14 protein-coding genes are annotated in these 19,555 nt (G+C 71.9%); 7 read left to right on the top strand and 7 right to left on the bottom strand.

Features of this window, described 5'->3' with window-relative positions; all coding sequences use genetic code 11:
* Window positions 1-40 precede the first annotated feature (40 nt).
* The 3 genes from ABUW04_RS34240 to ABUW04_RS34250 are packed head-to-tail and all read left to right on the top strand — an operon-like array spanning window position 41 to window position 1,814.
* Window positions 41-604, top strand: coding sequence for an RNA 2'-phosphotransferase (locus ABUW04_RS34240; protein WP_380568325.1), 564 nt, complete (start codon window positions 41-43; stop codon window positions 602-604).
* 38 nt (window positions 605-642) lie between these two features.
* Entirely contained in the window at window positions 643-1,296 is a 654-nt protein-coding gene (locus ABUW04_RS34245) for a DJ-1/PfpI family protein (protein WP_380568326.1), read from the top strand.
* Window positions 1,293-1,814: a MarR family winged helix-turn-helix transcriptional regulator gene (locus ABUW04_RS34250; RefSeq protein ID WP_380568327.1), complete on the top strand. Its 522-nt coding sequence runs from the start codon at window positions 1,293-1,295 to the stop codon at window positions 1,812-1,814. Before ABUW04_RS34245 ends, ABUW04_RS34250 begins: the two co-directional genes overlap by 4 nt.
* On the opposite strand, the gene ABUW04_RS34255 is transcribed toward ABUW04_RS34250, so the two are convergent.
* From ABUW04_RS34255 to ABUW04_RS34265, 3 genes are all read right to left on the bottom strand, one after another.
* Window positions 1,804-2,634 carry a hypothetical protein gene (locus ABUW04_RS34255; RefSeq protein WP_380568328.1) on the bottom strand — a complete coding sequence of 277 codons (831 nt, stop codon included), beginning with the start codon at window positions 2,632-2,634 and terminating at the stop codon, window positions 1,804-1,806. The two genes, ABUW04_RS34250 and ABUW04_RS34255, sit on opposite strands and share 11 nt — an antisense overlap.
* A gap of 74 nt (window positions 2,635-2,708) precedes the next feature.
* On the bottom strand, window positions 2,709-3,236 hold the full coding sequence (locus tag ABUW04_RS34260) for an RNA polymerase sigma factor (RefSeq protein WP_030248207.1): 528 nt from the start codon (window positions 3,234-3,236) through the stop codon (window positions 2,709-2,711).
* 127 nt (window positions 3,237-3,363) lie between these two features.
* Window positions 3,364-5,547 (bottom strand): MMPL family transporter, encoded by a 2,184-nt coding sequence (locus ABUW04_RS34265; protein WP_380568329.1) that lies wholly within the window; start codon window positions 5,545-5,547, stop codon window positions 3,364-3,366.
* A gap of 434 nt (window positions 5,548-5,981) precedes the next feature.
* On the opposite strand from ABUW04_RS34265, the gene ABUW04_RS34270 reads away from it, so the two are divergent.
* Window positions 5,982-8,300 carry an MMPL family transporter gene (locus tag ABUW04_RS34270; protein ID WP_380568331.1) on the top strand — a complete coding sequence of 773 codons (2,319 nt, stop codon included), beginning with the start codon at window positions 5,982-5,984 and terminating at the stop codon, window positions 8,298-8,300.
* Between the two features lie 91 nt (window positions 8,301-8,391).
* Here the strand turns inward: ABUW04_RS34270 and ABUW04_RS34275 are convergent, their stop codons facing one another.
* Window positions 8,392-9,105 carry an exonuclease domain-containing protein gene (locus ABUW04_RS34275; protein ID WP_380568332.1) on the bottom strand — a complete coding sequence of 238 codons (714 nt, stop codon included), beginning with the start codon at window positions 9,103-9,105 and terminating at the stop codon, window positions 8,392-8,394.
* A gap of 67 nt (window positions 9,106-9,172) precedes the next feature.
* Complete coding sequence (locus ABUW04_RS34280; protein ID WP_157623499.1) at window positions 9,173-10,408, bottom strand: SAV2148 family HEPN domain-containing protein; 1,236 nt, start codon at window positions 10,406-10,408, stop codon at window positions 9,173-9,175.
* Window positions 10,409-10,795: 387 nt separating this feature from the next.
* On the opposite strand from ABUW04_RS34280, the gene glgX reads away from it, so the two are divergent.
* From glgX to treZ, 3 genes are all read left to right on the top strand, one after another.
* Complete coding sequence (glgX, locus tag ABUW04_RS34285; protein ID WP_030248214.1) at window positions 10,796-12,982, top strand: glycogen debranching protein GlgX; 2,187 nt, start codon at window positions 10,796-10,798, stop codon at window positions 12,980-12,982.
* A 70-nt stretch (window positions 12,983-13,052) separates the two neighbouring features.
* The gene (gene treY, locus ABUW04_RS34290) at window positions 13,053-15,485 is read left to right on the top strand and encodes a malto-oligosyltrehalose synthase (protein ID WP_380568333.1); all 2,433 of its coding nucleotides are present in this window, start codon (window positions 13,053-13,055) and stop codon (window positions 15,483-15,485) included.
* A gap of 3 nt (window positions 15,486-15,488) precedes the next feature.
* A complete protein-coding gene (gene treZ, locus ABUW04_RS34295; RefSeq protein ID WP_380568334.1) occupies window positions 15,489-17,255 on the top strand; it encodes a malto-oligosyltrehalose trehalohydrolase in 1,767 nt (588 codons plus the stop codon).
* A 120-nt stretch (window positions 17,256-17,375) separates the two neighbouring features.
* On the opposite strand, the gene ABUW04_RS34300 is transcribed toward treZ, so the two are convergent.
* On the bottom strand, window positions 17,376-18,722 hold the full coding sequence (locus ABUW04_RS34300) for a nucleobase:cation symporter-2 family protein (RefSeq protein ID WP_380568336.1): 1,347 nt from the start codon (window positions 18,720-18,722) through the stop codon (window positions 17,376-17,378).
* Between the two features lie 221 nt (window positions 18,723-18,943).
* The gene (coaE, locus tag ABUW04_RS34305; RefSeq protein WP_380568337.1) at window positions 18,944-19,546 is read right to left on the bottom strand and encodes a dephospho-CoA kinase; all 603 of its coding nucleotides are present in this window, start codon (window positions 19,544-19,546) and stop codon (window positions 18,944-18,946) included.
* Window positions 19,547-19,555: the final 9 nt, after the last annotated feature.

The raw sequence follows: 19,555 nt of genomic DNA on the forward strand, positions 1-19,555 counted from the left end.
TCAGGTGACCCGGGCCGCAGCCGCCCGCTACCTTCGCCGCATGTCCGAATCCACTTCCGACAAGCGAATGGTGAGAACCTCCAAGTTCCTCTCGCTGGTGCTGCGGCACGACCCCGACCGCATCGGCCTGACCCTGGACCCGGCCGGCTGGGTCGAGGTCGACGTCCTGCTGAGTGCTCTCGCGGCGCACAACCACCGGCTGACCCGGGAGCAGCTCGACCTCGTCGTCGAGCAGAACGACAAGCGCCGCTTCGCCTTCGACCCGACCGGCACCCGGATCAGGGCCAGCCAGGGCCACTCCGTCCCGGTCGACCTCGGCTACGAGGACGCCGAGCCGCCGGCGCGGCTCTTCCACGGCACCCATCCGCAGGTGCTGGACGCGATCCGGCGCGAGGGCCTGCGTCCGATGAACCGGCACGCCGTGCACCTGTCCGCCGACGCGGAGACCGCCACCCGGGTCGGGGCCCGCCGGGGCCGCCCGGTCGTCCTCACCGTCGACGCCGCCCGGATGGCGGCCGACGGCCACCGATTCCGGGTCAGCGCCAACGGCGTCTGGCTCACCGACGCCGTGCCGCCGGAGTACCTGGGGCATCCGGCCCACTAGCTATCGACAGCATGCTGTCGAAGTGACAGAATGCTGTCATGACGAATCAGGCGGAGCAGACCCGCGCAGTCGCACCGATCGTCCATCTCGCCGTCTACGACGGCCTCGCCGACTGGGAGGCCGCGCTCGCGGTCGCGCAGATCCGGAGCGGAACCTTCCAGATCGGTGGCGCCACCCACGACATCCGCACCGTCGGCGTCGACCGGGAGCCGGTCCGCACCATGGGCGGGGTGACCGTCGTCCCGGACCTGGGCCTGGACGGGCTCGCCCCCGCCGACAGCGCCATGCTGATCGTTCCCGGCGGCGGTGGCTGGGAGGCCGGCGACCACACCGAGTTCCCGCTGAAGGGACGTCAGTTCCTGGACGCCGGTGTGCCGGTGGCGGCGATCTGCGGTGCCGTCTTCGGCTTCGCGGCGGCCGGGCTGCTGGACGACCGCGACCACACCGGGGCCGCTGCCGAGTACCTGGCGATGACCGGCTACCAGGGCGGCAAGCGGTACCAGGAGGCCGACGCCGTCAACGACCGCGGCCTGATCACCGCCGGTCCGACCGATTCGGTGGCCTTCGCCCGCGAGGTCATCGCACAGCTGGGCATCTGGCGGCCGGCCGTGCTGGACGCCTGGTTCCGGCTCTTCGGCCGCTCCGAATCGGCCGCCTACGGCGAGCTGATGGGCCTGGTCTCCGCCGCATGACCGACACCGCGCCCGCCGTCGCGCCCACCCTCGCGCCCCCGGCCGCACCGCCCACCCCCGGCGCCCTGCTCTCGGCCGCCGCGCTGGGCTCGTTCCGGGCCAACGGCCTGTTCCTGGAGGCCGCGGAGCAGTTGTCCCGCCCGATCGGGCTCACCGCCGCCCGCTGGCAGGTGCTGGGCGCCGTCCTGGTGGAACCGCTGACCGTGGCCGGCATCGCCAGGGCGATGGGCATCACCCGGCAGAGCGTCCAGCGGCTGGCGGACCTGCTGGTGGAACAGGGCCTGGCCGAGTACCGGCCCAACCCGGCGCACCGCCGGGCCAAGCTGATCCTGGCCACCGAGGCGGGCCGCTCCGCCGTGCACGCCATCGGACCGGCCCACGGCAAGCTGGCCCGGCAACTGGTCGACCGCCTCGGCCCGCAACGGCTGGCCGAGGCGGTCACCGCGCTGGAGGCGCTGTCCGACGCGATGGCGGACATCCTGGACGACCGGCACGACGGCCAGGGCACTACCGGGTGACGTAGAGGTCCGAGTCGGGGAAGGTCCGGACCGAGCCGTCGGTGTAGCTGACGGTGACGGTGTCGCCTCCCGGGGTGGCCCACATGTCCGCGACCGGCCACCAGGCGGTCCAGCGGTTGTTCTGGATGTGCGCCGTGGTCCGGTGACCGCCCGAGTTCACCGTCACGCTGCGGACGCCGTTGCCTGCGAATCCGGTGCTGTAGCCGAATCCCGCCTTACCCTTGCCCACGCCGTGGGCGCCGCCGGTGTCGATCAGGACGGCCCGGTCGGCCAGCTTCGCCGGAACCGGGTCCAGGGTGTCCCAGAAGCCCTGGCCGCCGGAGCCGGCCATGCACAGGAACACGTTCCCGGCCCGTGAGACGATCTCGCTGGCGATCGATCCGCGCAGGTCGGCGACGGTCACGGTCTGCGGGCTGCCGTTGCCCGGGGCGTCCTGGAGGGCGCGATCGCACCACTTCGCCCCCGAGCCGTCCGCCGTCGCGGGAGCGGCGTCGCTGGTCCAGGAGGCCAGCTCGGCCGAGGTGAACATGGGGGCGTGCGGGCTGCCGTAGGAGATCAGGTCGCGGACGCGCTGGACCGCGGTGGGGGCGACCACCACGGCCGCGCAGGCCGCGGCCGCCGTCACCAGACCGGTGGCCAGCAGGATCCGACCGGTCCGCCGGCGACGCCTCGGGGCCGGAACGGTCCGGGGGTCGTGCCCCTCGGTCCGGATGCTCTGCAGCAGCGCCTCGCAGCGGGCGGCCTCCGCCAGGGTGAGCTCCCGGGCCGGGGCCGGGTCGTGTCCGGAGAGCAGCAGGTCCAGGTCGAGGTTCTCGGTCATCGGGTTTCCGTTCTCGGTGGCAGGGGCGACTGCGGCAGGGGAGACGGCGGCAGCACTGCGGTCCTTGCGGCGCCTCATCGGGCACCGCGCTGGGCCGGGACGAACGGGACGGCCGGGGCCGTGAGTTGCAGCAGTTCCCGCAGCCGCGCCCGGGCCCGGGACAGCCGCATCCGGAACGCCGAGGGTGAGCAGCCGAGCACGTCGGCGGCCTGGACATCGCTCAGCCCGTCCCAGACCACCAGGGCCAGCGCCTCCTGATCGCCCGCAGAGAGCCGGCGCCAGGCGTCGGCGAGATCCAGCCGGGCGTCGACGTGCGGAGCCGGATCATGGCCGGGGTCCGGCCGTTCGGCTATCCGCACCGCCAGTGCCTGCCGCCGGCGGCGGCCGCGTCCGGCGTTGAGCATCGCGTTCCGGGCCGTCGCGAAGAGCCAGGGCCGCACCTCGGCCGGCAGTTCGCCGCGCTTGCGCCAGGCCGTCAGGAAGGTCTCCCCGACGATGTCGTCGGCCTGCGCGGGCTCGGCCCTGCGGGCGACGAACCTCAGCACATCGGGGTAGTGCTCCCGGTACATCGCCTCGTACTCGGCTTCGGTGCGGATCGCCATGGGTGTCCTCTCAGAAGGCGTCACCTCTACATGTCCGGACGGGTCCGAACCGCAACAGGTGAGGGCCGCCGTACCGAAGTACGACGGCCCTCACCTGCGTGTGCTGTCCAACGCCCCGACCGGGGAGCTACCTCCGCGAGGCGGAGTCCACGTCGTCGCTCTCGTCCAGCGACGCCGGGACGTTGCCCGCCACCACGAGGCTCTCGCCGGGTCCGGCGGTCCGACGGTCGGCGCGGCCGGGCCACCAGGCGGCGTGCCCGATCAGCGCGGTCAGCGACGGGGTGAAGAACATCGCCATGACGAAGGCCGCGATCACGATGCCGAAGCTGATCGAGAAGCCCATCTCGGCGAAGAGGGTGTTCCCGGCCAGCATCATGCTGGCGAAGGTCCCGGCCAGGATCGCGCCGGCGGCCGCCACGGTGGGACCGGCGTGGCGCAGCGCCTGCGCGGCCGCCTCCCTCGGCTCGCGGCCCTCGCGGGCCTCCTCGCGCAGTCGGGAGATCATCAGGATGTTGTAGTCCGTCCCGATGGCCACCACGAACAGGTACATGAACACCGGGAGCATGAACATCAGCCCCGACTGGTTCTGGATGTGCTGGAAGATCAGCACGGTGGCGCCCAGGGTGGCCGCGAAGCCTAGGCCGACCGAGGCCATCAGGTACCAGGGCGCGACCACGCTGCGCAGCATCAGGCCCAGGATCAGCATGATCAGGATGCCGGCGACCGGGAAGACCACCAGGTAGTCGTGGTTGATCGCCTTGTTGATGTCCTTGTAGATCGCCGAGACACCGCCGACCAGCGCCTTGTCACCGTTGGGTGCGTTGGCGTGGGCGACCGAGCGGATGCTGTCCACCGTGTTCATGGCGGCCGAGCTCTGCGGGTCGTACTTGAGGATCACCGAGATGCTGGCGGTGCTGGCGTCCTTGTTGTAGGTCGCCGGGGACACCGTGCTCACACCGGGGACCGTGGTGATCTTCTGGTCGAAGGCGGCCACCGCGGTCTTGTCCAGCGGCGCGCCGCTCTCCGAGGTCAGGTAGATCTGGGTGGGCTGGGCGGCGCCGGCGCTGTACGCCTTGGTCATGGTGTCCTGGACGACCATCGACTCCTTGGTCTTGGGCATCGAGCCCGAGGCGAAGTCGAAGCTGGCCTTGTAGCTGGTGGCGACGAGCGCCAGGACGACCATCAGCAGGCCGGAGACGATGGCCACCAGGGCGGGGCGGCGCTGCACGCCGCGGCCGACCTTGGCGAAGGCCGAGCCCTGCGGCTCGACCTGCCACTTCTTGGACGGCCAGAACAGCACCCGCGGCGGGATCAGCGAGAAGACGGCGGGGACCAGGGTCAGACCGGCGATCAGGGTGACGCCGACCGAGATGGCCAGCGCCGGGCCCATCTGCTTGAGGAAGGAGACCGAGGAGAGCGAGAGCGCCAGGAAGGCGATGATGACCGCGCCGGCGGCGGAGGCGATGGCCTCGCCGACCCGGCCGACAGCCGTGATCATGGCCTCCTTGGAGTCGTCACCCGCCCGCAGCCGCTCTCGGTAACGGAACATCAGGAACAGGATGTAGTCGGTGCCCACACCGAACAGCACCACGATCAGGATGCCGGACACCGAGGAGTTGGACTCCAGCCCGAGCAGCTTGGTGATGTCGGCGATCAGACCGTTGGCGGCCATCGCGACCACGCCGATGAGCAGCAGCGGCAGGATCGCCATCAGCGGCGCACGGAAGATCAGGATCATCGCCACGATGATGATCACGAAGGTGCCGATGCCGATCAGCGACTGACCGCGCTTGGACGCGTCCTGCTGGTCGAGGACCTGCGCCGCCGAGCCGCCGAGCTTGGCGTTGATGTCGGTGCCCTTGGTCAGCGTCGCCAGGTCGGCGCGCAACGCCTTGGCCGCGTCCGCCTGCGAGGGCTGGCCGTTGCTCTTGTCGTCCATCTTGACGAGGCTGAGGCCGTACTTGCCGTCGGAGGAGTAGGCGCCCGGGAAGACCCCCTGGACGTCCTTGATGGTCTCCTTGTTCAGCTGCGTGGTGATCGAGGAGATCTCGGCCTTGTCGGCCGCGGTCAGCTGCTGGCCGTCGGTGCGCTGGAACAGCGCCTCGGCGGCCGGGGTGAAGGCCGCCGGGAAGGCCTTCTGCTGGAGCGTCATCGCCTGGATGGACTCGTAGCTCTTCGGCAGGAAGCTGCTCTCGTCACTGTTGGACGCCAGCGTCGGCGCCGTCATGGCGATCACGACGGCCGCGACGATCCACGCCACGATCGTCCAGACCGGGTGACGCACGACGGTGCGTCCTATCCGATGAAACATCTGGGTGCGCCTCCAAGGCGTGGATCACTCCGCCCCGGCGACAGTGCACGGGCAGCGCGATCGGTTCGGCAGTGCTAGCCGGTCGGCAAGTAAGTGTGGTGTCGGCATCATAGGAAGCCGACTAGCCGCGCGGCAAGTCGGGTCCTTGGTCCTGCGGAGCTCACAGAAGCCTTAGATGTCCGGGACCTATCTTCACCCGCCGCCACCGGCGGTTTCCTCGTCCCCCGGGTGGAGTCCCCTCCCCCTCAGGGCGGAGACGGACCCTGAGGGGGACCGGGGGGCGGGGGTAGGGCTAGCCCCCGGGAGACCCTGGTGCCAGACCCAGGGAAGGCTCGCCCGCTGGCCGGATGTCCCGCCGGAAGCCCGCTCACTAGCTTCGTTGATGAGCTTCCGCACCCGCCCGTACCGTCCGCATCCGGCCCTGGGGGACCACCGTGACATCGCATGCCCGCACGAATTCGAAGCCGGGGGCGCAGACGCCCCGACGGCTGGGACTGGCCGCCGCCGTCGGCGGCTGGAGTGCCCGGCACCGCAGGACCGCCGTCCTCGGCTGGCTGCTGTTCGTCGTCCTGGCCACCGTCCTCGGCGGAATGGCCGGCAGTCTGCAGACCACCGACAAGGACAACGCCCTGGGCCAGTCCGGCCGGGCCGACCAGATGATCGCCGCGGCCGGGCTGCACTCGCCGGCCACCGAGACCGTGCTGATCCAGAGCGGTTCCTTCACCGCCACCGACCCGCGCTTCCGCACCGTCGTCGACGACACCATGGCCGCCGTCAAGGCCACCGGCGCGACCTCGGCCGTGAAGTCCCCCTACACCAACGGCACCGTGGCCCCCGACGGCCACTCGGCGCTGGTCGTGGTCACCATGGCCGGCGACCCGGACACCGCCGCCGACCGGGTCGCCCCGGTGCTGGCCGCCGTCGCCGGCGTCCAGGCCCGCCACACCGACCTGACCGTCCAGGAGTTCGGCGACGCCAGCGCCGACAAGTGGTTCCAGGACGCCTTCAGCCACGACTTCAGCCGCGCCGAGTGGACGGCCGTGCCGCTGGCCCTGGGCATCCTGCTGATCGCCTTCGGCGCGCTGGTCGCCGCCGTACTGCCGGTGCTGCTCGCCCTCACCGCCTTCATCGCGGCCGGCGGGCTGGTCGCGCTGAGCAGCCATCTGCTGCACACCAGCGACGACGCCTCCTCGGTGATGCTGCTGGTGGGGCTGGCCGTCGGCGTCGACTACTGCCTCTTCTACCTGCGCCGCGAGCGCGAGGAGCGGGCCAAGGGCCACTCCCCCGAGGCCGCGCTGAAGATCGCCGCGGCCACCTCCGGACGGGCCGTCATGGTCTCCGGGCTCACCGTGGTCGTCGCCATGGCCGGGATGTTCCTCACCGGCATCGCCGACTTCCAGGCCATGGGCATGGCCACCATCCTGGTCGTGATCACCGCGGTGCTGGGTTCGGTCACCGTCCTCCCGGCGCTGCTGTCGATGCTGGGTGACCGGGTGATGAAGGGACGGGTGCCGTTCCTGGGCCGTCGGATGATGCGCTCCACCGCCGGCGCCGGCGCCGAGGCTGGCAGCGCCTTCTGGCGGGCCGTGCTCGGCCGGGTGCTGCGCCGCCCGCTGGTCTCGGCCGGCCTGGCCACCGCCTTCCTGCTGGCCCTGGCCGTGCCGCTGCTCACCATGCACACCGCCAACCTGACCTTCGCCCAGCAACTGCCCAAGGGCAACCCGCTGGTGGCCACCCAGCAGAAGATCGCCGCCGCCTTCCCCGGCAACCCCAACCAGGCCACCGTGGTGATCAAGTCCGACCGGCTGGACTCGCCCGCGATGGCCACCGCCCTGGCCGACTTCAAGTCCCGCGCCGTGGCCACCGGACTGCTGCACGACCCGATCACGGTCACCCGCCACCCGGCCCAGGGGATCGAGACCGTCGACGTGCCGATGGCCGGCAGCGGCAACGACAGGACCAGCAGCGACGCCCTCGCCGCACTGCGCGGCACGCTGGTCCCGGACACCTTCGGCAAGGTCGCCGGCACCGAGGCCGCGGTCACCGGTCAGACGGCCGGCTCCGAGGACTTCAACGCGCAGATGACCGGCAGCCTGCTGCCCGTGTTCGCCTTCGTGATGGGCTTCGCCTTCCTGCTGATGCTGCTCTCCTTCCGCTCGGTCACCGTGGCGCTGACCGCGCTGGCGCTCAACCTGCTCTCGGTCGCCGCCTCCTACGGGGCGCTGACGCTGGTCTTCCAGCACGGAGTGGGCGCCTCGCTGCTGGGCACCTCGGGCGTGGGCGCGATCGAGACCTGGGTCCCGCTGTTCCTCTTCGTCATCCTGTTCGGGCTGAGCATGGACTACCACGTGTTCGTGGTCTCCAGGATCAAGGAGGCGCACGACCGGGGCCTGTCCACCCGGGCGGCCGTCGCCCACGGCATCACCACCACGGCCGGAGTGGTCACCAGCGCGGCGACGATCATGGTGGCGGTGTTCGCGGTCTTCGGCACCCTGGACATGCAGTCCATGAAGCAGATGGGCATCGGCCTGGCCGTGGCCGTCCTGATCGACGCGACGGTGATCCGCGCGGTGCTGCTGCCCTCGGTGATGAGCCTGCTGGGCGAGCGCAACTGGTGGCTGCCCCGCTGGCTGGGCTGGCTGCCCGAGCTGGGCCACGGCGAACCGACCGCGGAGCCGACCGAACCGCGCCGCGAGGTCCCCGCCCCCGCACCGGCCCCCGCTCCCGTCTACAGCACCCAGGACGGCTTCTGATCTGACGAACCGTTCGCGCCGCCCGGGCGTATACCCCCGGTAGCGCCCCGATTACCCGGTCGGCTGACCCTCTCCACACGGGGGGAGAGGGTCAGCCGACCGCCGCGCGGGTCGGCCAGTCGACGTTCACCACCGCGTGCGGGTCCTTCTTCCGCAGCCACTCCTGAAGCCCCGTCGCCCAGGCCGCGTACCAGCCGACCTGACGGGTGTGCAGCTCCGCCGGGTCCAGGCCGCCGACCTCCTGCGGGTACTTCCGGCCCAGCGCCAGCGCCACGTGCAGCGCCGCCAGCGCGTCGCTGCCGGCCCGGTGCGCGTCGGCCAGCTCCACCCCGTAGACCGCGCAGGCGCTCTGCAGGGTGCGCGAACCCTTGCGGTAGCGGTCCACCGCGCGGTCCACCGCCAGCGGGTCCAGCACCGGCCCCGGGGCCCGCCCGCCCAGCCGCTGCTCCAGCGAGGGCAGTCCGTACCGGCGCAGCTCGGCGGAGAGCAGGCTGAGGTCGAACGAGGCGTTGAAGACCACCACCGGGACCCCGGCCCGCCAGTACTCGCACAGCGCGGCCGCGACCTCCTCGGCGACCTCGGCCGCCGGACGGCCCTCGGCCACGGCGCGGTCGGTGACGATCCCGTGGATCGCCGCGGCCTCGTCCGGGATGGCGACGCCGGGGTCGGCGAGCCAGTCCCGCTCGCGCACCACCTCGCCGCCCTCGGCCTCCACCAGCGCGGCGGTGACGATCCGCGACTCGGCGGGGTCGGTCCCGGTGGTCTCCAGGTCGAATCCGACCAGGGTGTCGTGCAGCCAGCTCATGGCGTGTCGTCCTCTCGTCCGCGTGCGTCACCATCATCCCGCGCACCACTGACAACAGGACGGGGGGTCAGGACACCGAGCGGGAGTCGCTCCAGGCGCCCTCGAACTCCTCCTGGTAGACCTGGAACAGGCCGGGTTCCGGGGGCCGTCCGGAGAGGATCGGGCCCGGCGTCCCGCCGCGCAGCACCAGCGCCGGGGACTCTATCCCGCGCGAGCGCCGCAGGTAGGCCTGGACCACGCCGAGCCCGTCCGGGCCGTCCCCGTCGACCAGGTAGGCGGAGAAGCGCGGCATCTCGTCGTAGACCCGGATCTCGAAGGAGCCGGCGTCCCGCAGCCGGGCCCGGACCCGGCGGACGTGCATGATGTTGGTCTCCACGGCCTTGCCCAACTCGCCGCGCCCGATGCCCAGCTCCCGCTCGCGGCGGCGCAGCGCGCTGCTGGCCGGGTTGAGGAAGAGCAGCCGGATCCGGCAGCCGCTGTCGGCCAGGCCGACCAGCCGCCGCCCGGTGAAGTTCTGGCACAGCAGGTTGAGCGAGATCCCGACCGCGTCCAGCCGGCGGGCCCCGGCCAGCAGGTCCTCCACCGGCAGGTCGCGCTGCAGCCTGACCCGGTCCGGGTGCACCCCGATGACGTCGGCGTAGCGGTCGCCCACCAGCTCCTCGACCACGTCCACCGGGGCCCGCAGCCGGGTGGCGTCGACCCGGCCGTCCAGCAGCTGCAGCAGCCGGGCGGCCGCCCGCTCGGCCTGGGCCAGCACGTTCTCGGACAGCGCCCGGTTGCGGGAGACCACGTGCCGGGCGACCTCCAGCTCGTCCAGCGCGACCTCGACCTCCCGACGGTCGCTCAGGAACGGCTCGAAGCACGGCCAGTGCTGCACCATCAGCTCGCGCAGCTGCGGCAGCGTGAGAAACACCACAAGGTTGTCGTCGTCCGGGTCCAGCAGGTAGCCCTTGCGCCGGCTGACCTCGCGGACCGCGCCGGCCCGCTGCACCCACTCCTCGCCGGCCGGTCCGGCGGCGGCGATCACCCAGTCCTCGCCGTGCACCGGCTCGTAGACCGGGCGCAGCACCTCGGCGACCACCGAGCGCAGCCGCTGCTCGACCAGGTTCAGCCAGACGTAGGCGCGGCCGGCCCTGCGGACCCGCAGCCTGGCCTCGTCCCAGGCGGCGGCGGGCCAGGCCAGCGACGGCTCCATCGGCCCCGGCTGGTGCGGTACGGTCCGCCCCGGGCCGCCTCGGACGACCGTGGTCGGGGCCTCTCCCCGCGCCGTGCCTCCTGCGGCACCCCCGTCGGGGACGACCATCCCGGACCTCACCGTTCCTTTCGACCCCGCTGAACGCAGCGGGCACACGACGTCAACCGCAGCGCTGCCGGGCAGTCGCCGAACCGTCGCCGACAACGTACCGCGCCGGAGCGCCCGCAGTAGCCCGTCCGGGTGACTCCGGACGATCAAGGGTACTGTGGCCGACCCGGATTCAGCGCCCACTTCGACACTGCTGCCACACCGTCACCGTGGGCCACTGGGACACCCGTTCGGGCGAAGTACCCGGGAAACCGCCATGAGCGGGCACGCGCTGCGACACGATGCGAGTGGACATGACGGAGCCCTTCCCTGGGCATAGGGCACCTGACGGTTGCCGATCTTCTCTGCCGGGGTCGGCGCGGGCACTAGTGGGAGTTGTTGACGACGATGCAGGTCTGGCCGGGACATCCGTACCCCCTGGGTGCCACCTACGACGGCGCCGGGACCAACTTCGCCGTGTTCTCCGAGGTCGCCGAGCGGGTCGAGCTGTGCCTGCTGGGGGACGACGGCTCGGAGACCTCGGTCGAGCTGCGGGAGACCGACGCCTTCGTCCGGCACGCCTACCTCCCCGGCGTCCAGCCAGGGCAGCGCTACGGCTTCCGGGTGCACGGACCCTACGAACCGCGCAACGGGGACCGCTGCAACGGCTCCAAGCTGTTGCTGGACCCCTACGCCAAGGCGATGAGCGGCCGGGTCGACTGGGACGAGTCGGTCTACGGCTACCACTTCGGCTCGCCGGAGCAGCGCAACGACCTGGACTCCGCCCCGCACACCATGGCCTCGGTGGTGGTGAACCCGTTCTTCGACTGGGGCAACGACCGGCCGCCGCGCACCGACTACCACCGCACCGTCATCTACGAGGCCCACGTCAAGGGCCTGACCTTCCTGCACCCCGGCATCCCCGAGGAGATCAGGGGCACCTACGCCGGAATAGCGCATCCGGCCGTGGTGGAGCACCTGGTGAAGCTGGGCATCACCGCCATCGAACTGATGCCGGTGCACCAGTTCGTCCACGACCACCGGCTGGTGGACCTGGGGCTGGCCAACTACTGGGGCTACAACACCATCGGCTTCTTCGCCCCGCAGGGCGCCTACTCCTCGCTCGGGGACCGCGGCCAGCAGGTGCAGGAGTTCAAGTCCATGGTGAAGGCCCTGCACGCGGCCGGCATCGAGGTCATCCTGGACGTGGTCTACAACCACACCGCCGAGGGCAACCACCTGGGCCCGACCCTGGCCTTCCGCGGTCTGGACAACGCCGCCTACTACCGGCTCGCCGAGGACCGCCGCTACTACGAGGACACCACCGGCACCGGCAACAGCCTGCTGATGCGGCATCCGCACGTGCTCCAGCTGATCATGGACTCGCTGCGCTACTGGGTCACCGAGATGCACGTCGACGGCTTCCGCTTCGACCTCGCGGCGACCCTGGCCCGACAGTTCCACGAGGTGGACCGGCTTTCCTCGTTCTTCGACCTGGTCCAGCAGGACCCGATCGTCTCCCAGGCCAAGCTGATCGCCGAGCCCTGGGACATCGGCGAGGGCGGCTACCAGGTCGGCAACTTCCCGCCGCTGTGGACCGAGTGGAACGGCCAGTACCGCGACACCGTCCGGGACCTGTGGCGCGGGGAGAACGCGGCGCTGGCCGAGTTCGCCTCCCGGCTGACCGGCTCCTCCGACCTCTACCAGGACGACGGCCGCCGCCCCATCGCCTCCATCAACTTCGTCACCTGCCACGACGGCTTCACCCTGCGCGACCTGGTCTCCTACAACAACAAGCACAACGAGGCCAACCACGAGGACAACCGGGACGGCGAGAGCTTCAACCGCTCCTGGAACTGCGGCGCCGAGGGCGAGACCGACGACGCCGGGGTGCTCGCGCTGAGAGGCCGTCAGCAGCGCAACTTCATCGCCACCCTGATGCTCTCCCAGGGCGTGCCGATGCTCTCGCACGGCGACGAGTTCGGACGCACCCAGGGCGGCAACAACAACGCCTACTGCCAGGACAGCGAGATCTCCTGGGTGCAGTGGCCCGAGGCCGCCATCGGCCCCAGCCGGATGCCGACCTCCCCCGAGGAGGAGCCGCCGGGCGAGGAGACCCCGTCCTTTGAGGACACCTCGGCCCAGCTGCTGGAGTTCACCCGGCACATGGTCTGGCTGCGCCGGGACCACCCGGTCTTCCGCCGGCGCCGCTTCTTCCACGGCCGCCCGGTCTCCGGCACCCACGACGACCTCACCGACATCGCCTGGTTCACCCCCGGCGGCGAGGAGATGACCGACAAGGACTGGTCCGCCTCCTACGCCAAGTCGCTGACCGTCTTCCTCAACGGCTACGCCATCTCCGAGCCGGACCGGCGCGGCGGCAAGATCACCGACGACTCCTTCCTGCTGCTCTTCAACGCCGGCGACAAGGGCATCGACTTCACCGTCCCGATCAACCACGGCCGGGAGTGGCAGGTCGTCGTCGACACCGCGCTGCCCTGGGTGATCGCCCCCGGCACCGGCCAGAAGGTCCGCGCCGGGGACGGCCTGCACCTGGCGGACCGGTCAATGATGGTGCTCCAACGACCGGCCTGAACCAGCCGCTTTTCCCCCGGGTGGGCCCTTCGGGGTCGTGCGACGGCCCCGAACGGGGTAAGCGTGGGGCATGACCGCCGCACAGGTGCCCCACCTCCCGGGGGGCGACCTCCCGAGCCCCCAGCCGCCCCCGACGGCCACCTACCGACTGCAGCTCCAACCCGGCTTCGGCTTCGCCGAGGCCGGGCGGGCAGTCCCCTACCTGGCCCGGCTGGGCGTGTCCCACCTGCACCTCTCCCCGGTCCTGGAGGCCGTGACGGGCTCCACCCACGGCTACGACGTGGTGGACCACAGCCGGGTCCGCGAGGAGATCGGCGGCGAGCAGGGGCTGCGTGCCCTGTCCGTCACCGCCCGCGCCCACGGACTGGGCCTGATCGTGGACGCCGTGCCGAACCACATGGCCGCCCCGGTCCCGGCCCACCGCAATCCGGCCTGGTGGCAGCTGCTCCGCGAGGGCCCGCAGTCCCCGACCGCGTCCTGGTTCGACGTCGACTGGGCGGCCGGGGCCGGCCGGATCCTGCTGCCCGTCCTCGCCGACCGCCTCGGCGCCGAACTGCCGCACCTCAAGACCGACAGCTGGAACGGCGAGCCGGTGCTGCGCTACTACGACCACGCCTTCCCGCTGCGACCGGGCACCGAGCAGCTCCCGCTCGCCGACCTGCTCGACCAGCAGTTCTACCGGCTGGCCTGGTGGCGGATGGCCCGCACCCAGCTGAACTACCGGCGCTTCTTCACCGTCTCGGACCTGGTCGGCGTCCGGGTCGAGCACCCCGAGGTGTTCCGGGCCACCCACAAGGTGCTGCTGCGGCTGCACGCCGAGGGCGTCGTCGAGGGCTTCCGCATCGACCACCCGGACGGCCTGGCCGACCCGCGCGGCTACCTGGCCAGGCTGGCCGAGGCCACCGGCGGGGCGTACGTCGCGGTCGAGAAGATCCTCACCGGTGACGAGGAGCTCCCGCACGACTGGCCCTGCGCCGGCACCACCGGCTACGACGCGCTGCGCCGCATCGACGGCGTGCTCACCGACGGCCCCGGCACAGCGGCCCTCACCGCCGTCTACGCCGACCACCTGGGCACCCCGGTCGACAGCGCCACCGCCGCCGCGCGGCGCGGCCGCAGCGAGATGACGGCCCCGGAGGGCGCGCTGGCCGCCGAGGTGAGCCGGCTCACCCGGCTGGCCACGGCGATATGCGCGGACGACGCCCCCGAACTGCGGGACCATCCGGTCTGGGCGCTGCGCCAGGCGATAGCCGCGACCCTGGCCGCCTACCCGGTCTACCGGCCCTACCCGGTCCCCGGCGAGCCGGACACCCCCGCCGACATCGAACGGCTCACCGGCGCCGCCGCCACCGCCCGCACCCTGCTGCCGGCCCACCACGCCGCCACCGCCGACCTGGTCAGGGACCTGGCCCTGGGCCGCTACGGCCGCAGCCCGGTCAAGGACGAGTTCCGGATCCGGCTGGCCCAGACCGCCTCCGTGGTCGCTGCCAAGGGCGTCGAGGACACCGCCTTCTACCGCCGCTACCCGCTGCTCTCGCTCAACGAGGTCGGCGGCGACCCCGGCAGTCCCGGCCTCACGCCCACCGAGTTCCACGCCTACTGCGCCCGGATGCAGCGCGACCGCCCGGCCGCGATGACGGTGCTCTCCACCCATGACACCAAGCGCAGCGCCGACGCCCGGGCCCGCCTGGCCGTACTGGCCGAGCTGCCCGACGAGTGGCGCACCGAACTGGCAGCCTGGACCAAGCTGCTGCCGCCCCCCGACGGCGACGCCAACGCCGCCTACCTGATCCTGCAGACCGCCCTGGCCGCCTGGCCGATCGACGCCGACCGGCTGGCCGCCACCGCCCTCAAGTCCGTCCGCGAGGCCAAGCTGCGCACCAGCTGGACCACCCAGGACGCTGACTACGAGCGCGCCGTCGAGGACTTCGCCCGAGCCGTCCCCGGCACTCCGGAACTCGCCGCCCGCATCGCCGCCTTCACCGCCCGCCTGGCCCCCTACGAACGCAGCAACACCCTCTCCGCCACACTGCTGCACCTCACCATGCCCGGCGTCCCCGACCTCTACCAGGGCAGCGAACACCCCCTGCACACCCTGGTGGACCCCGACAACCGCCACCCGGTCGCTTTTTCCTCCAGGGGCGCGGGGAACTGCGCGAACAGCAACCAAGCACCCCCCGCACCAGAAAAACTCCACGTCACCACCACGGCCCTACACCTCCGCCGCACCCACCCCGAGTCCTTCACCAGCTCCTACACCCCCATCCCCACCCACGACAACGCCATCGCCTACCTCCGCGGGGACAACGTCCTGGCCCTGGCGACCCGCCTGCCCTCCCGCCTGGAACAGACCGGCTGGAACGGCGCCACCCTCCCCCTCCCACCGGGAGAATGGACCGACGCCCTGACCGAAGGCCCCACCCGCACCGGCGAGGTCCCCCTCGCCTCCCTGCTGGCACACCTGCCCGTCGCCCTGCTGGTCCGCACCCCCCAGGAGCCCTGACCCATGCCGCACCGCTTTGAGCTCTGGGCCCCCACAGCCCACCGCGTCGAGGTAGAGGTCGACGGCAGCACCACCGCCATGGCCCGGAACCGGGCCCGCCCCGGCTGGTGGGAGGCCACCGCCCCGGCCGACCCGTCCCGCTCCCGCTACGGCTTCCGGCTGGACGGCGACGCCACCCTGCTCCCCGACCCGCGCTCGCCCCGCCAACCGGACGGCCCGGACGGCCCCTCCCAGCTCACCGACCACTCCGCCTTCTCCTGGTCGGCCACCCCCTGGCAGGGCCGCGCGCTGCCCGGCAGCACCATCTACGAGCTGCACATCGGCACCTTCACCCCGGAGGGCACCTTCGACGCGGCCGCGGCCCGCCTGGACCACCTGGTCGAACTCGGCGTCGACCTGGTCGAGTTGATGCCGGTGTGCCCCTTCCCGGGGAACCACGGCTGGGGCTACGACGGCGTCTCCCTGTGGGCCGTGCACGAGCCCTACGGCGGCCCGGAGGGCCTGAAGCGCTTCGTCGACGCCGCCCACCGCCGCGGCCTCGGCGTCGTCCTGGACGTGGTCCACAACCACCTCGGGCCGTCCGGGAACTACCTCCCGCGCTTCGGCCCGTACTTCACGGACCGTCACCACACGCCCTGGGGCTCGGCGGTGAACCTGGACGCGCCCGGCTCGGACGAGGTCCGCCGCTACCTCGTCGACAGCGCCCTGGCCTGGCTGCGCGACTACCGCATCGACGGGCTGCGCCTGGACGCCGTGCACGCCCTGGTCGACAGCCGGGCCGTGCACTTCCTGGAGCAACTGTCCACCGCGGTGGACGCGCTGGCCGCCGCGACCGGACGGCCGCTGTTCCTGATCGGCGAGTCGGACCTCAACGATCCGCGCCTGATCACCGCCCGCGAGGCCGGCGGCCTGGGCCTGGCCGCCCAGTGGAGCGACGACTTCCACCACAGCCTGCACGCCGCACTCACCGGCGAGGCCCGGGGCTACTACGCCGACTTCGCCGCCCGTCCGATCGCCGGTCTCGCCAAGACCCTGACCCGGGGCTGGTTCCACGACGGCACCTGGTCCTCGTTCCGGGAGCGCAGCCACGGCCGGCCGCTGCCGGTGCACCGCATCCCGGCGCACCGGCTGCTGGGTTACCTGCAGACCCACGACCAGATCGGCAACCGCGCCCTCGGCGACCGCCTCTCCGCCGAGCTCGATCCCGGCCTGCTGGCGGCGGGTGCGGCCCTGGTGCTCACCTCCCCCTACACCCCGATGCTCTTCATGGGCGAGGAGTGGGGCGCGCGCACCCCCTGGCAGTTCTTCACCGACCATCAGGACCCGGACCTGGCCGAGGCGGTACGCAACGGCCGCCGCCGCGAGTTCGCCGGGCACGGATGGCGCCCCGAGGAGGTCCCCGACCCGCAGGCCGCGGCGACCTTCCTCGGCTCCAAGCTCGACTGGACCGAACCGCACCGCAAGCCCCACGCCGAACTACTGGCCTGGTACCGCACCCTGCTGGCCCTGCGCCGGGCCCACCCGGAGTTCACCGACCCCGACCTCTCGACGGTCCAGGTCACCTTCGACGAGACCGACCGCTGGCTGGTCCTCCACCGCGGCCGCTACCGCACAGCGGTGAACCTCTCCCACGAACCCCGTACCGTCCCGCTGGACACCCCGTCGGTGGAGACCCTGGCCGCCTTCCCCGCCAGCATCCCTGATGGACCGTCAATCACCCTGCCACCGCACTCGGCGTGGATCGGCAGGGCGATCGACCACAGGCCGTAGCAGGCTGGCCGCGCCCCTGGGGTGCTGCAACTGAACCGCTGTGGATCAGTTGCAGCCCCGTCAGGGGCGCGGGGAACTGCGCGACCAACCATGCAACAACCCGCACCCGCCACCAAACCGTCAGTGCACCAACGTCGGCTCCGCCCCCATCTCCCGCTCCTCCGGCACAACCTCAACGTCCCGCCGCCCCAGATGGTTGAAGAACAGATTCAGAGCGATAGCGGCCAGGCATCCTGCACTGATCCCCGACCCCATCACCGTCTGCACCACCTCCGGAAACCGCACCCAGAAGTTCGGCGACGCGATCGGCAGCACCCCGAACCCCAGCGCCACCGCCACGATCAGCAGATTGTTGCTGTCCCCCAGCCCGGCCCGCGCCAGCGTCTTGATCCCGCTGGCCGCCACCGTCCCGAACAGCGCGAACCCCGCGCCCCCCAGCACCGGCTGCGGCACGATCGAGACGATCGCCCCGGCGACCGGGAACAGTCCCAGCAGGATCAGCACGACCCCGCCCACCGCGACCACGTACCGGCTCCGCACCCGGGTGAGCGCGATCAGCCCGATGTTCTGGGCGAACGCCGACACCGCGAACCCGTTCAGCACCGAAGCGACGAACGTCGCCGCCCCGTCCGCGCGGAGCCCGGCCGCGATGGTGTCCTCGGTGACCGGCATCTCGACGACCTCGCCCAGCGCCAGCATGTCCGCCGTGCTCTCGGTCATCGAGACCACCATCACGATCAGCATCGAGACGATCGCGCCGGCCTGGAACTCCGGCGCCCCGAAGTGGAACGGCGAAGGCACCGCGAACACCGGCGTGCCGCTCAGCGCCGAGGCGTCGAAGAGCCCGAACGGGATGGCCAGCAGCGTGCCGACGACCAGCCCCAGCAGGACCGCGATGCTGCGCAGGAACCCGGTCAGGAACCGGTTCAGCACCAGCACCACCACCAGCGTGGTGCCGCCCAGCAGCACCCGCGACACCGAGGCGTAGTCCTTGGCCGCCGGGTCGCTGCCGGTCACCCAGCCGAAGGCGACCGGGAAGAGCGAGAGACCGATCAGACAGATCACCGTCCCGCTCACCACCGGCGGGAAGAACCGGCCCAGCTTGCCGAAGAACGGCGCGGCCACGAAGATCGCCGCACCCCCGACCAGGATCGAGCCGTAGATCACCGGCAGCGCATGCCCGTGGTCGGTCGTCCTGGCGATCGCCAGCATCGGGGCGACCCCGGCGAAGCTGATGCCGTTGACGAACGGCATCCGCGAGCCGACCTTCCACACCCCCAGCGTCTGCAGCAGGGTGGCCAGCCCCGAGGTGAGCAGTGCGGCGCCGATCAGCACGGTCAGCTCGGTGGCCGACAGCCCCACCGCGGCCCCCACGATCAGCGGCGGCGCGACCACCCCGGCGTACATCGCGGCGATGTGCTGCAGCGCATAGGCGATCAGCTTGGGTGCGGGCAGGAGTTCGTCCACGGGATGGACGGCTGGTGCAGGTGCCGCGTCCGGGCGCGAGGTATCCACGTTGATGCCTCCAGGTAGGTGAGTCCACAGAAAGGGAGGACCTGAGGCAGGGGACGGCCTGCGGGCAGGATGGGTCGAACGGTCGTCCGAACGGCGATCCGTGACGGCGTTTCAACGAAACGTAGAACCATCCACATGCAGCGTCAACAGATTGTTTACCCTTTTGGACCTTCCTACGACCGCTGCGCCCGACGCCGCAGCTCTGCCCACACCTCGCGGACCTGCGGCTCCAGCGCCTCCAGCGGGCCGTCGTTGTCGATCACCAGGTCGGCGATCGCCAGCCGGTCCTCGCGCGAGGACTGCGCCGCCATCCTGGCCCGCGCCTCCTTCTCGGGCATCCCGCGCAGCCGCACCAGCCGGTCCAGCCGGGTCCCCTCCGCCGCGTCGACCACCACCACCAGGTCGAACACCTTAGCCAGCCCGTTCTCCGCGAGCAGCGGAACGTCGTTCACCAGCACGTCGCCGGGCCCGGCCCGCCGCTCCAGCTCTGCGGAGCGGTCCCGCACCAGCGGATGCACGATGGCGTTCAGCGCCGCCAGCCGCGCCGGGTCCGCGAACACGATCGACCCCAGCTTCGGCCGGTCCAGCCCGCCGTCCGGCAGCAGCACCTCCGGCCCGAACTCGGCGACGACACGCGCCAGCCCGGGCGTCCCCGGCGCCACCACCTCACGGGCGATCAGATCGGCGTCGACCAGCACCGCCCCGTAGGAGGCCAGCAGCCGCGACACCTCGCTCTTGCCCGCACCGATCCCGCCCGTCAGTCCCACCTTCAGCATGCGGGCAGC

This window comes from Streptacidiphilus jeojiensis, from assembly GCF_042510965.1.
Taxonomy (GTDB): domain Bacteria; phylum Actinomycetota; class Actinomycetes; order Streptomycetales; family Streptomycetaceae; genus Streptacidiphilus; species Streptacidiphilus jeojiensis.

Bases quoted from the DNA above. Each gene is read 5' to 3' on its own strand.
- ABUW04_RS34240 (WP_380568325.1), top strand. From the start codon at position 41: ATGTCCGAATCCACTTCCGACAAGCGAATGGTGAGAACCTCCAAGTTC.
- ABUW04_RS34245 (WP_380568326.1), top strand. From the start codon at position 643: ATGACGAATCAGGCGGAGCAGACCCGCGCAGTCGCACCGATCGTCCAT.
- ABUW04_RS34250 (WP_380568327.1), top strand. From the start codon at position 1,293: ATGACCGACACCGCGCCCGCCGTCGCGCCCACCCTCGCGCCCCCGGCC.
- ABUW04_RS34255 (WP_380568328.1), bottom strand. From the start codon at position 2,634: ATGACCGAGAACCTCGACCTGGACCTGCTGCTCTCCGGACACGACCCG.
- ABUW04_RS34260 (WP_030248207.1), bottom strand. From the start codon at position 3,236: ATGGCGATCCGCACCGAAGCCGAGTACGAGGCGATGTACCGGGAGCAC.
- ABUW04_RS34265 (WP_380568329.1), bottom strand. From the start codon at position 5,547: ATGTTTCATCGGATAGGACGCACCGTCGTGCGTCACCCGGTCTGGACG.
- ABUW04_RS34275 (WP_380568332.1), bottom strand. From the start codon at position 9,105: ATGAGCTGGCTGCACGACACCCTGGTCGGATTCGACCTGGAGACCACC.
- ABUW04_RS34280 (WP_157623499.1), bottom strand. From the start codon at position 10,408: ATGGTCGTCCCCGACGGGGGTGCCGCAGGAGGCACGGCGCGGGGAGAG.
- glgX (WP_030248214.1), top strand. From the start codon at position 10,796: ATGCAGGTCTGGCCGGGACATCCGTACCCCCTGGGTGCCACCTACGAC.
- treY (WP_380568333.1), top strand. From the start codon at position 13,053: ATGACCGCCGCACAGGTGCCCCACCTCCCGGGGGGCGACCTCCCGAGC.
- treZ (WP_380568334.1), top strand. From the start codon at position 15,489: ATGCCGCACCGCTTTGAGCTCTGGGCCCCCACAGCCCACCGCGTCGAG.
- coaE (WP_380568337.1), bottom strand. From the start codon at position 19,546: ATGCTGAAGGTGGGACTGACGGGCGGGATCGGTGCGGGCAAGAGCGAG.